General features: G+C 46.2%; 7 protein-coding genes and 1 tRNA gene. 6 read left to right on the top strand and 2 right to left on the bottom strand.

The window, feature by feature from the left end; translation table 11 throughout:
- Positions 1 to 64: 64 nt before the first annotated feature.
- From lon to ICN14_RS02640, 3 genes are all read left to right on the top strand, one after another.
- Positions 65 to 2,497: an endopeptidase La gene (gene lon, locus ICN14_RS02650; RefSeq protein ID WP_216224612.1), complete on the top strand. Its 2,433-nt coding sequence runs from the start codon at positions 65 to 67 to the stop codon at positions 2,495 to 2,497.
- A gap of 118 nt (positions 2,498 to 2,615) precedes the next feature.
- A tRNA-Val gene (locus ICN14_RS02645) sits at positions 2,616 to 2,691 on the top strand.
- Positions 2,692 to 2,796: 105 nt separating this feature from the next.
- On the top strand, positions 2,797 to 4,263 hold the full coding sequence (locus tag ICN14_RS02640; RefSeq protein ID WP_216224610.1) for a peptidylprolyl isomerase: 1,467 nt from the start codon (positions 2,797 to 2,799) through the stop codon (positions 4,261 to 4,263).
- 2 nt (positions 4,264 to 4,265) lie between these two features.
- Here the strand turns inward: ICN14_RS02640 and ICN14_RS02635 are convergent, their stop codons facing one another.
- The gene (locus ICN14_RS02635) at positions 4,266 to 4,859 is read right to left on the bottom strand and encodes an arylesterase (RefSeq protein ID WP_255535931.1); all 594 of its coding nucleotides are present in this window, start codon (positions 4,857 to 4,859) and stop codon (positions 4,266 to 4,268) included.
- 81 nt (positions 4,860 to 4,940) lie between these two features.
- On the opposite strand from ICN14_RS02635, the gene ICN14_RS02630 reads away from it, so the two are divergent.
- From ICN14_RS02630 to ICN14_RS02620, 3 genes are read left to right on the top strand one after another with little or no spacing between them, the layout of a single operon-like run.
- Complete coding sequence (locus ICN14_RS02630; protein ID WP_216224606.1) at positions 4,941 to 5,621, top strand: ABC transporter ATP-binding protein; 681 nt, start codon at positions 4,941 to 4,943, stop codon at positions 5,619 to 5,621.
- Positions 5,622 to 5,642: 21 nt separating this feature from the next.
- The gene (purL, locus tag ICN14_RS02625; protein WP_216224602.1) at positions 5,643 to 9,677 is read left to right on the top strand and encodes a phosphoribosylformylglycinamidine synthase; all 4,035 of its coding nucleotides are present in this window, start codon (positions 5,643 to 5,645) and stop codon (positions 9,675 to 9,677) included.
- A 4-nt stretch (positions 9,678 to 9,681) separates the two neighbouring features.
- Positions 9,682 to 10,458, top strand: a complete 777-nt coding sequence (locus tag ICN14_RS02620) for a spermidine synthase (RefSeq protein ID WP_255535930.1) — start codon at positions 9,682 to 9,684, stop codon at positions 10,456 to 10,458.
- Positions 10,459 to 10,532: 74 nt separating this feature from the next.
- On the opposite strand, the gene ICN14_RS02615 is transcribed toward ICN14_RS02620, so the two are convergent.
- The gene (locus tag ICN14_RS02615; RefSeq protein ID WP_216224600.1) at positions 10,533 to 13,118 is read right to left on the bottom strand and encodes a bifunctional aconitate hydratase 2/2-methylisocitrate dehydratase; all 2,586 of its coding nucleotides are present in this window, start codon (positions 13,116 to 13,118) and stop codon (positions 10,533 to 10,535) included.
- Between the last annotated feature and the right edge of the window lie 163 nt (positions 13,119 to 13,281).

Genomic DNA, 13,281 nt, shown 5'->3' with positions numbered 1-13,281 from the left:
CGTATCTAGTGGTACGGCATTTTTAGAGAATTTTACGGAATGACTATTTTGGAGGAATTGCCCCATGCCTGGCCACTTATTACTACCCTCTGAACCTATTCAACTGCCACTTCTCCCGTTGAGAGACGTCGTGGTGTTTCCACACATGGTCATCCCCTTGTTTGTGGGTCGTCCAAAATCAATCAAAGCGCTAGAAGCGGCCATGGAAACTGGCAAAAATGTGCTTTTAGTGGCTCAAAAGACTGCCGCAAAGGACGAGCCTGGCGTAGAGGATCTCTATGAAGTCGGTTGTATCGCCAACATTCTGCAAATGCTCAAGTTGCCAGACGGTACCGTAAAAGTGTTGGTTGAGGGCGTGCAACGTGCAGAAGTGAGCCAAGTTGAAGATAGCCAAGGCTATTTCTGCTGTGAAGCTACGCCAACCTCAATGTCGGCATTAGATGCTCATGAAACCGAAGCATTACGTCGCGCCATCATGGCCCAGTTTGATCAATACGTAAAGCTGAACAAAAAAGTTCCTCAAGAGATTCTGTCTTCACTGGGCGGCATCGATGATCCAAGCCGTTTGGCGGATACGATTTGTGCACATCTCCCTGTCAAGCTCGAGCAGAAGCAACGTTTGTTGGAGATGACTGACGTAGTTCAACGTTTAGAAAGTCTCTTAGCTGATCTCGAAAGTGAAATAGATATTTTGCAAGTTGAGAAGCGTATTCGTGGACGTGTAAAACGTCAGATGGAAAAGAGTCAGCGCGAGTACTACTTAAACGAACAAGTTAAAGCCATTCAAAAAGAATTAGGTGAGGGTGAAGAGGGCGCTGATCTCGAGGAACTTGAGAAGAAAATTAAAGCTGCTCGCATGCCTAAGGAAGCTTTGAAGAAGGCTGAGTCTGAGTTGAAGAAACTCAAACTCATGTCGCCAATGTCTGCCGAAGCAACCGTGATTCGTAATTTTATCGACACCTTGGTGACTCTTCCTTGGAAGAAAAAAACCAAGATCAATAATGATTTAACTAATGCTGAAAAAGTATTGGACGAAGATCATTACGGTCTCGATAAGGTGAAAGAACGTATCTTGGAGTATCTCGCAGTTCAACAACGTGTTGAGCGAGTCAAGGCTCCGATCCTTTGTTTAGTTGGTCCTCCTGGTGTTGGCAAAACTTCCCTTGGTCAATCCATTGCACGTGCAACAAATCGTAAGTTTGTTCGTATGGCATTGGGTGGTGTGCGTGATGAGTCTGAAATTCGTGGTCATCGTCGTACCTACATTGGGTCTATGCCAGGTAAGATTCTATCTAGCTTGACCAAGGTAGGTGTACGCAATCCTTTATTCCTCTTGGACGAGGTAGACAAGATGGGTATGGATTTCCGTGGCGATCCTGCAAGTGCTTTGCTTGAGGTTTTAGATCCAGAGCAAAATCACACATTCCAAGATCACTATGTTGAGGTTGACTTCGATCTCTCCGATGTGATGTTTGTTGCCACATCTAACTCTTTGAATATCCCCGGCCCTTTATTGGATCGTTTGGAAATCATTCGTCTCGCCGGTTACACGGAAGATGAGAAGACCAGCATTGCCATGAATTATTTAATCCCTAAACAGATTAAAAATAATGGCCTTAAAAAGGATGAGTTGAAGATTGAGGAATCCGCTGTTCGCAGCATGATTCGCTACTACACACGTGAAGCTGGTGTTCGTTCTTTAGAGCGTGAAATCAGCAAGATCTGCCGTAAGGTAGTGAAGTTGTTACTCCTTAAGAAAGAGGCTGCACCAGTCACTGTTAATGCTGACAATCTAGAGAAGTTCCTGTCTGTAAAGATGTATGACTTTGGTCTTGCCGCAAAAGAGAATCAAGTCGGCCAGGTAACTGGTTTGGCTTGGACCGAAGTTGGCGGTGATCTCTTGACTATCGAAGCGGCAGTGATGCCAGGTAAGGGCGTTATCACTCGCACTGGTTCTATTGGTGATGTGATGAAGGAATCTGTAGAGGCAGCTAAGACTGTGGTCCGTTCCAGAGCGAGAGCTTTAGGTATTGCAGATGAAGCTTTTGAGAAGAAGGATATTCATATTCACTTCCCAGATGGCGCGACACCAAAAGATGGCCCATCGGCTGGTATTGCTATTACGACAGCTCTGGTATCTGTATTTACGGGTATTCCGATTCGCTCTGATGTAGCAATGACTGGTGAGATCACATTGCGTGGCGAAGTATTGCCAATTGGCGGCCTAAAAGAGAAGCTGTTGGCAGCTCACCGCGGCGGTATCAAGTTGGCCTTAATTCCAGAAGAAAACGTCAAGGATTTGATTGATATTCCGGATAACGTCAAGAATGCAATTGAAATCGTTCCAGTCCGCTGGATTGATAAAGTTCTGGAATTGGCTTTAGAGAGAAAACCAGTTGCCTTGCCTGATCCAACTCCAGAAGAGCTTGCTAAAAAGGCTGCTGAAGCGAGCAAAGCCAATGAAAAGATTTCTTCTGGAGAAGCCTTAAAGCATTGATGTCCAGGGGATATTTGAGGGATTTTGAGTCATATTGAACAGTTTATTTATGCCCACTTTGATGAAGAATCTCTCTTTTATTCCCGCACTAGGTTACAATCTCGTCTGTATTAATTTGGGGCGCTTAGCTCAGATGGTAGAGCGTCTGCCTTACACGCAGAATGTCGGCGGTTCGATCCCGTCAGCGCCCACCAGTTTCCCAAATCGCATTTGCTTTTCCCCTAATAGGCTTTCTAGTTCCTCTAGACCTTCTGCCTAGTACACTCGCATTATTGACTTCACTTCCTAGCGATTAATTCATGTTTGATACCGTACGTAAGCACCAAAAGATTCTTCAGCTTGTGCTGATGCTATTCATCGTTCCTTCATTTGCTATGTTTGGTATTTCTAGCTATTCCAGCTTCATGGATAAAGAAACAGACATCGTTAAGGTAAATGGCAAACCAATTACTGCGCAAGAAGTGGACGCGGCTGCTAAGCGTCAGGCTGAGCGTGTCGGGGGAAATATGCAAATTGCTCAAAGTCTGCCGTTTCGTCAGGCCATTTTGAATGAGCTATTACAACAACGTATTTTAGGATTTGCAGTGAGTGATCTGCGTTTGCAAGTCGGCAAGCAAGAGCTTGTGAATAGTCTGCAAAAGATTCCTCAGATTCGTGCCCTATATCGTCAAGATGGCACCTTTGATGATGTTCGCTTTAAGCAGTTATTAGCAAGCAACGGCATGAATGAAGAGCAGTTCTATTCTGGCCAAAGCTTTGACTTAAAAATTCAACAGTTAGTGAACTCGGTAGCCCGTACAGAACTGGCTAGCCCTAAGTTATCTGAAATCGTTTCATCTTTGTATGAGACCGAAAGACAAGTTCAGACTTTGCAGTTCAACGCTAAAGATTATTTATCTAAAGTAAATCCAAGTGCAGAAGAGCTGCAGGCTTTTTATCAAGCTAATGCCAAATTATTTGAGCGCCCTGAATACATTGATGTTGAGTACATTGTTCTCAAGGCGGAACCAAAAGAAGATTCCAAAGCCTTTAATGAAAAGGCAGATCAGTTTGCGAATATGACTTACGACCAGTCTGATAGCTTGAAGCCTGCTGCTGATAAATTAAAACTCAGCATTCAATCCCAGAAGGGTGTCACTCGCGGTGGAGCACCAGGTGTATCCAAAGATCATCCCCTAGCCAACCCTAAGGTGATTCAGTCTCTTTATGGTGATGAGGCCCTCAAGAACAAGCGTAATACCGAAGCTGTTCAAACAGCTCCGGGCGTATTTGTATCTGCTCGAGTAGTGACTTTGCACCCAGCACAGATTTTGCCGTATAGCGAGGTTGCCTCAGAAGTGAAGCGTCAAGTTAGTCAACGTGCCGCAGAGAAATTAGCTATTGCTGCCGCAAGCGAGAAATTAGCTGCCCTTGAAAAAGATCCAAAGAATGCGACTGGTTTCGCAAGTCCTAGCTGGATCTCACGCAATAAGCCCGGTAGCTTGGTTGGCCCATCTATGGATGAAGTTATGTCCGTCAATGCAAATAACTTACCAGCTGTAGTTTCAGTTGCTAATCCAGGTGTTGGCACTACGATTTATCGTATTGATCAAGTTCGTCAGCCGCCAGCGGTCGATGCCAAGGTGCATAAGGCTCAGGCCCAACAGATTCAAGCACTAGCTGCGCAATCCGAATTTGCTGGCTTTATGGGCTACTGGCGTAATAGTGCTGGCGTTAAAGTCATTAACCCGCTTAAGCAAGCAAGCGCAGGTAGTGCGGGCAGTTAAAGCTAAGGTAGTTTTTTAAGTAAGCTACTGTATGGGGCCATTGAGCCCCATACGTTTTTAAAGATAATGCTTTGTGCCGCCACATTGGGATGTAGGCGATCCGCCTGGAACAATTCTGGTTTGGTGGCAACGCCTTCCAAGAAAAATGGCAGTAATTCGACGTGTTCTTGAGTTGCAAGCAATGGATAGAGATTTTTAAATTGCAGGGTGTAGGATTGGCCATAGTTCGAAGGAATCTGTATCCCGCACAGCAAAACCCTTGCGCCTGATTTTTTACTCATCTGGATCATCTTGCGTAGATTGGCTTCAGTTTGATTTACTGGCAAGCCGCGTAAGGCATCATTTGCACCCAGCTCGATAAGTACTATTCCTGGTTTTTTTTGATCCAAGAGATTCGGCAGGCGACTTATACCGCCCGAGCTAGTTTCTCCGCTAATGCTAGCGTTAAATACGCTCCAAGGACTCTGATCTTTGGCTAATCGCTCTTGGAGAAGGGTGGCCCAGCCCGTGCCACGCGGCAGGCCGTATTCAGCGGAAAGGCTATCACCCAGTATTAGGATCACTGGCTTTACTTGAGCCCAGGAAGAAATGCTCAATACGAGGCAAAATAGCCCTGTAATGTATTTATTCACAGTTATAAGCTGAATCCGCATTCTTCCACTCTAGAAAATTTTCACATGAACAAACAGTCTAATTCCATTGTTGCCGAACATGTTGGCAAGCTGGTAAATACGGCTGATGGTGACCTGGCTATTTTGCACGACTTGAGTTTTCAAATTGAGCAGGGTGAAAGTGTGGCGATTATTGGCGCTTCCGGCTCAGGAAAAAGTACCTTGTTAAGCCTCTTGGCTGGCTTGGATCTGCCAAGCACAGGTCAAATTGATTTAATGGGGCAAAGCCTCAATCTGTTAGATGAAGATGGCAGGGCACGCTTACGCGGTCAGTTTGTTGGCTTTGTATTTCAATCATTTCAGTTATTGCCACACCTAACGGCCCTAGAAAATGTCATGCTTCCACTAGAGATGGCGGGCGAAGGCCAGACTGAAGCTAAGTTGGCAGCTCATTTATGGCTCGAAAAGGTTGGGCTAAGTCTCAGGGCAAATCATTTTCCGAAAACGCTTTCTGGTGGCGAGCAGCAACGAGTTGCTCTAGCTCGAGCATTTATTAATAAGCCCGCCATTCTGTTTGCCGATGAACCCACCGGGAGCCTAGACGAAGCTAGCGGAAATAGGGTGATTGAGCTCCTTTTTGAGCTAAATCGGGAGAATTCCTCTACCCTGGTTCTGGTGACCCACGATCCAGCCTTAGCTGCTCGGTGCGGACGCCAATTGAGCCTTCAAGGTGGGCGCCTGGCTTAAGCAAAACCTTATAATCTTGGCATGTCATCATTCTGTTGCTTGCCCGGGGCAAATGCCCTTTCAGCCTTCCGCCAACAGCGACTTTTAGCTTCGCTCGCAGCCCAAGGAATTCAACTTGAGTCCATAGAGGCTCAATACCTTCATTTTGTTTGGTCTGAGTCAGAACTCAACGCCAAAGACAAAGAGGTGCTCGAGAGTCTTCTGACTTATGGCCAACCTTTTGTGTCGCAAATAAAGGGTGGTGCCTCCTTGTTTAGCAAAGGCGTTGATAAACAGTCTGCGATTGCTATTCCCCGATTTGGCACAGTTTCCCCATGGGCTAGTAAAGCAACAGATATTGCGCGTCAATGTGGACTTCAAGTTTTACGTATTGAGCGTGGTGTTCAGTATGCGTGGCAGAGCAAAAAAGCACTCAGCACAGAACAAGAGCAGCTGGTATTGGCAGCTTTGCATGATCGCATGACCGAGGCTGTTATCTCAGATATCAATGAAGCTAGTGCTTTGTATCAATCTCTGCCTGATCGCCCATTTGTTCGTATCCCAGTATTAACTGAGGGTAGGGCTGCTCTAGATAAAGCAAATCAAGAGCTCGGTCTCGCTTTGTCAGAAGATGAGGTGCTTTATCTCGTTGAGAATTTCATTCGCTTGGAGCGTAATCCTAGTGATGTTGAATTGATTATGTTTGCCCAAGCGAATAGCGAGCATTGCCGTCACAAGATTTTCAACTCCAGTTGGACGATCGATGGCGATGATCAAGAGAAATCTCTATTTGCGATGATTCGCAATACGCATCAACTTCAACCAGAAGGCACGATCGTTGCCTACTCAGATAACTCAGCGGTGATGGTGGGAGCCGAGTCAGAAACTTGGTCTTCCAAAGGTGAGGGTCGTCGTTACGAAAAAGATACGCGTTTAGTACATACCTTGATGAAGGTGGAGACACACAATCACCCAACAGCAATCGCTCCATTCCCCGGTGCCTCTACAGGTGCTGGTGGTGAGATTCGTGATGAAGGTGCGACTGGTATCGGTGGGCGTCCTAAAGCAGGTCTTACTGGCTTCTCTGTTTCAAACCTCAATATCCCTGGCACTGATTTGCCTTGGGAGTCTGAGAAGTATGGCAAGCCAGAGCGTATTGCCACACCACTACAGATCATGATTGATGGTCCATTAGGTGGCGCCGCATTTAATAATGAATTTGGTCGTCCCATTCTCGGTGGTTATTTCCGCGTCTTTGAGCAAACCTTAGAAGGTGTTCGTCGCGGTTATCACAAGCCAATCATGATTGCTGGTGGTATCGGTAGTATTGATTCGATTCACACTGCAAAGAAGCAAATTAAAGCAGGGCACTTGTTTATCCAATTGGGCGGACCTGGTATGCGTATTGGTATGGGTGGCGCAACCGGTAGTTCTGTTGCCACTGGAACCAATACTGCAGATTTAGATTTCGATTCCGTCCAGCGCGGCAACCCTGAAATGGAACGTCGTGCACAAGAAGTGATCAATTCTTGTATCGCAATGGGTCAGAGTAACCCTATTGTTTCTATTCATGATGTTGGCGCAGGTGGTATCTCCAACGCATTCCCAGAGCTAGCTGATGGTGCTGGCTTAGGCGCCCAATTTCAGTTACGCAAAGTGCCGCTTGAGGAAAGTGGTATGAGTCCTGCAGAGATTTGGTGTAACGAATCTCAAGAGCGCTATGTTCTAGCAATTGAAGCTAAGGATTTAGAGCTGTTCAAATCGCTATGTGAGCGTGAGCGATGCCCATTTGCTGTTGTTGGTGAGGCAACGACTGAGCGCCAACTTCAGTTAAGCGACAGTAAAGAAGCTGCTGGTACCGATGCTGCTATGCCCATTGATATGCCAATGGAAGTATTGCTAGGCAAGCCACCACGTATGCATCGTGATGTGATTCGTGTTGCACAAGAGTTTGAAGAATTAAATGTCACTGACGCCGATCTTGCCCAATGCATTGCTTGGGTGTTGCAGCAGCCAACCGTTGCCAGCAAATCATTCTTAATTACTATCGGCGATCGTACTGTTGGCGGGCTAAATGCTCGCGATCCATTTGTTGGTCCATGGCAAGTTCCGGTTGCTGACTGTGCAGTTACTCTTATGGATTACAAGGGCTACCACGGCGAAGTGATGACGATGGGTGAACGCACTCCATTGGCCGTGATTGACGCACCTGCTGCCGCGAAGATGGCCGTAGGTGAAGCTATTACCAATCTATTGGCTGCAGATATTCGTCGCTTAGAAGACGTCAAGCTTTCCGCCAACTGGATGGCAGCTTGTGGTGCACCCGGAGAAGATGCAAAGCTGTATGACTCTGTTAAAGCAATTGGCATGGATTTATGCCCAGCCCTTGGAATTTCAATTCCAGTTGGTAAAGATTCTTTATCTATGGCTAGCGCATGGCAAGAAGGCGATCAAGCGAAGAAAGTGGTTTCCCCAGTTTCACTAATTATTTCGGCTTTTGCAGCAGTTCAGGACGTTCGTAAAACTACAACGCCTTTGCTAAAACTCAAGGATGAATCTGGAGCAGCATTAGAAACTGAATTAATTTTGATTGACTTGGGCCGCGGTAAAAACCGGATGGCTGGAAGCATTCTGGCTCAAGTGCTTAATCAATCCGGTAAAACGACCCCTAATGTAGATCACCCAGAAGATCTGAAGGCACTTGCTAGTGCAATCATTGAGCTGCGTAAAGCTGATCATTTACTGGCTTACCATGACCGTTCTGACGGCGGCTTGTTTGCCTGTATTGCAGAGATGGCATTTGCATCGCATACCGGCATTTCAATGAATGTTGACATGATTGCTGTTGATGTTGGACAAGAGGCTGACTGGGGTGATGCTAAGAACTGGGCTCAACAAGTATCGGGTCGACGTCATGAGCAAACCATGCGCGCTTTATTTAATGAAGAGCTTGGGGCAGTAATTCAGATTCGTAAAGCTGATCGCGATGCAGTATTTGCTGTGTTGCGTAAATTGAACCTGAGCGCATACAGCCATGTGATTGCAAAACCAAATACCAATGGCCGCATTGAAATTTGGCGTGATGCAAAAAATATCTTTGCCGAGCCACGTGAAGTCCTGCAAAAGATGTGGGCAAACACGAGTTATCAGATCGCACGCTTACGCGATAACCCAGATTGTGCTGATAGTGAGTTTGCGCTTCTCGATAACGTTGCCGATACAGGAATGTCACCAAGGCTGACATTTGATATTGCGGATGATATTGCAGCCCCATTCATTAATAAGAATGCTAGACCCAAAGTCGCCATCTTGCGCGAGCAGGGCGTTAATTCCCATGTAGAGATGGCTTATGCCATGAATTGGGCTGGCTTTGATAGCTATGACGTTCATATGTCAGACCTGCTTTCCGGTAAAGCTAAGTTAGACGATTTCCGTGGCCTAGTTGCCTGCGGTGGATTTAGTTACGGAGATGTATTAGGAGCAGGTGAGGGTTGGGCGAAAACCATTCTCTTTAATGCTCAATTACGCGATCAGTTCTCCTCATTCTTTAATCGCCAAGATAGTTTTGCATTAGGCGTCTGTAATGGTTGCCAAATGATGAGCAATCTAGCGGGAATCATTCCTGGCGCTGAAGCCTGGCCTAAATTTACCCGTAATCAATCTGAGCAATACGAGGCTCGATTAGTGATGGCCGAAGTGACGGCATCGCCTTCTATCTTCACTCAAGGTATGACAGGAAGCCAGCTTCCGATTGCTATTGCGCATGGCGAGGGCTTCGCCAACTTTAGTCAACAAGGTAATTTGGAGGTGCTTCAGAAGCAGGGGTTGGCTGCTCTACGTTTTGTAGATCACCAAGGTAACCCAACTGAAACCTATCCAATGAACCCAAATGGTTCGCCTGGCGGCTTGACTGGGGTTACTACTCCTGATGGTCGCTTCACGGTCATGATGCCGCATCCTGAGCGCGTCTTTAGGGCTGTACAGATGAGCTGGGCACCAAGTGAATGGCTCGACACTCCAGATGGCGCAAGCCCATGGATGCGCTTATTCCGCAACGCTAGAGTTTGGGCGAAGTAATTTAATGCCTGATTCATCTATGGCGATGGAGCCAGTTACTTTTTCTGAGAGTGGTGGAGTGCGTTATTTGCACTTTGGTAGCGAGTTAATTCAGGGTGCAATGCGTATTCGTGATCCAGATGAGATTTATCTGGAATACAACCAGCAAATGATGGCTTGGCTGCTTTTCTTGGAAACTAAGCCGGGTATGCGTATTGCTCAACTTGGCTTAGGTACTGGTGCGCTCACAAAATTTGCTCATCGCTATTGCCCAGCTGTAAAAACTACGGTTGTTGAGCTCAATCCTGCTGTGATTGTTTCAGCTAGAAGTATGTTTTTCACGCCAGATGATGATCGTCGTCTAGAGACTCTGCAAACGGATGCCAAGGCTTTTGTTCAGACTGCAAAGTATCGTAATTACTTTGATGCAGTCCAAGTTGACCTGTATGACGCGATTTGTGATGGCCCGGCCGCGAGCTCTTTAGAGTTCTACAAAGGTTGCTACGATATTCTCCAGTCACCTGGTGTACTAACGGTTAATTTGTTTTCTCGTCATAAGAGTTTTGATATCAATTTAAACAATATCTGTGAAGCATTTGATAACCGGGTTCTACTATTTCCTGAGTCACATGATTGCAATGTGGTTGCAATTGCTTTCAAAGGCCCTCATTTGGATGTAGAGTGGAAAGAAGTTTCCAAGCGCGCCAAATTAATTATGGAAAAAACAGGCCTGCCAACTAATAATTGGGCTTCTGGTTTGAATCGTGAAAATGCCCATCAAGAGAATAAGCTTTGCATCTAATCAAATTTAGATGAGAAAAAAGGCGATCAGTTGATCGCCTTTTTTGTTGCCCCAAACATCGGGGCTATTAATGCTTAGATTGTTACTGTGTCAGCAACATCGCTGAATGACTTAATCTTGTCAAAGTTCATGTACTTATAAACCTCGCCAGATTTGGCATTCAAGGACTCAACTTGCTCGAAATATTCCTGCGGCGTTGGTAGGCGACCTAAGAGTGCTGCAACCGCTGAAAGCTCAGCAGAAGCAAGGTACACACGAGTATCGATACCCAAACGATTCGGGAAGTTACGAGTTGATGTCGAAACTGCTGTAGAGCCTTTGCGGATCTGAGCCTGGTTACCCATACAAAGTGAGCAACCTGGAGTTTCCATGCGAGCACCTGTAGCGCCCAAAATGCCGTAATAGCCTTCTTCGGTCAAAATCATTTGGTCCATCTTGGTTGGAGGGGCTATCCAAAGGCGGGTAGGCATATCCTTTTTACCCTGAAGAACTTGACCAGCTGCGCGGAAGTGTCCGATGTTTGTCATGCAAGAACCGATAAAGACTTCATCGATTTTCTCGCCAGAAACTTCAGACAAGAACTTCACATCATCTGGATCGTTAGGGCAAGCCAAGATTGGTTCTTTGATCTCGCTCATATCGATTTCAATAATCTCTGTGTACTGAGCATCAGCGTCGGCCTTGAGCAATTCAGGCTTAGCAATCCAGGCTTCCATTGCCTTGATGCGACGACCTAAAGTACGCTTATCTTCGTAGCCATTTGCAATCATCCACTTCATCAAAGTGATGTTGGAGCGCATGTACTCAATAATCGGCTCTTTGCTGAGAGCAATTGCACAGCCCGCGGCTGAACGCTCTGCTGACGCATCAGATAATTCAAAAGCTTGCTCAACTTTGAGGTCAGGCAAACCTTCGATTTCTAAGATACGGCCAGAGAAAACATTCTTCTTGTTTTGTTTTTCAACAGTCAACAAACCTTTTTTGATGGCATACAAAGGAATTGCATTCACCAGGTCACGCAAAGTGATGCCAGGCTGCATTTTTCCTTTGAAGCGAACCAAAACTGATTCAGGCATGTCCAAAGGCATTACGCCAGTAGCAGCAGCAAAGGCAACTAAGCCAGAGCCAGCAGGGAAGGAGATGCCAATTGGGAAGCGGGTATGACTATCTCCACCAGTGCCGCATGTATCTGGCAAGAGCAAACGGTTTAACCAGCTATGAATCACTCCGTCACCTGGACGTAATGCAACGCCGCCACGGTTAGTCATGAACGCTGGCAACTCATGGTGAGTGCGAATGTCTACTGGTTTTGGATATGCGGATGTATGGCAGAAAGACTGCATTACCAAGTCAGCAGAGAAGCCTAAGCAAGCCAAATCTTTCAATTCATCACGGGTCATTGGGCCAGTGGTGTCTTGTGAGCCGACTGTAGTCATGTGGGGCTCGCAATAAGTATCTGGGCGTACGCCTTGACCTTCTGGCAATCCACAGGCACGACCAACCATCTTTTGTGCCAAGCTGAAACCTTTTTTATTATCAGGTGGGCTAACAGGGATGCGGAATTCTGTAGAAGCTGGCAAGCCAAGTGCAGCGCGGGCTTTAGCTGTGAGGCCACGACCAACGATCAAAGGAATACGACCACCGGCACGAACCTCATCCAAGATGACTGGTGACTTGAGTGAGAAGGCGGCAATTTCCTTACCGTTCTTAAATGCTTTTCCTTCGTATGGACGCAATTCAATTTCATCGCCCATATTCATGTCGGAAACGTCTAACTCGATTGGCAATGCGCCAGCATCTTCCATGGTGTTAAAGAAGATTGGGGCAATCTTTGTACCCAAGCAAACACCACCAAAGCGCTTGTTCGGAACAAATGGAATATCTTGACCAGTCCACCACAACACAGAGTTGGTTGCAGATTTACGTGAAGATCCTGTACCAACAACGTCACCAACATAGGCAATTTGATTGCCTTTCTTTTGGAGAGCTTCAATTTGCTTCATTGGTCCACGAACACCAGCCTCATCTGGCTCAATGCCTGGACGTGGATTCTTCAACATGATGGTTGCGTGTAACGGAATGTCTGGACGACTCCATGCGTCAGGAGCAGGTGACAGATCATCGGTATTAGTTTCGCCGGTGACTTTAAATACGGTGAGCTTCATGCTCTCTGGAACAGCAGCACGGCTTGTAAACCACTCGGCATCAGCCCAACTTTGCAGAACACCTTTAGCTTCTGCATTCCCTTTTTCAGCTAATTCTTGTACATCATGGAAATAGTCAAACATCAACAAAGTCTTTTTCAAAGCCGCTGCAGCACTAGCTGCACACTCTGAATCAGAAAGTAATTCAACCAAAGGCTTAATGTTGTAACCACCAAGCATCGTGCCCAAAAGCTCAGTAGCCTTGATGCGTGAAATCAAAGGGGACTTCTCAGTTCCTTTGGCAACGGCATCCAAAAATTCTGCTTTAACTTTAGCGGCCTCATCAACACCAGCAGGAACGCGATTGGTAATGAGTTCAAGTAATTCCACCTCTTTACCCTTTGGTGGATTTTTAAGTAAACCAACTAGCTCAGCAGTTTGATCTTTAGTCAGGGGGAGGGCTGGAATTCCAAGGGCTGCGCGTTCGGCAACTTGGGCGTTATAGGCTTCTAGCATCGTGTTTCCTATCGGGTAAGAGTTATCAACTTAAGGCTCAGCAGGGCTTAATTCCCTATCCAGTCTATTGTAATTGCTAAATCATGTCTTATATAAGACTAAATTATTAAAAGTTCTCAAAAAAAGCCCCAATTAAGGGCTAAATACGGGTTAATTCTGATAA

It is taken from the genome of Polynucleobacter sp. MG-27-Goln-C1 (genome assembly GCF_018881905.1).
Lineage (GTDB): Bacteria > Pseudomonadota > Gammaproteobacteria > Burkholderiales > Burkholderiaceae > Polynucleobacter.
This window is presented reverse-complemented; position numbering and strand designations above follow the sequence as displayed.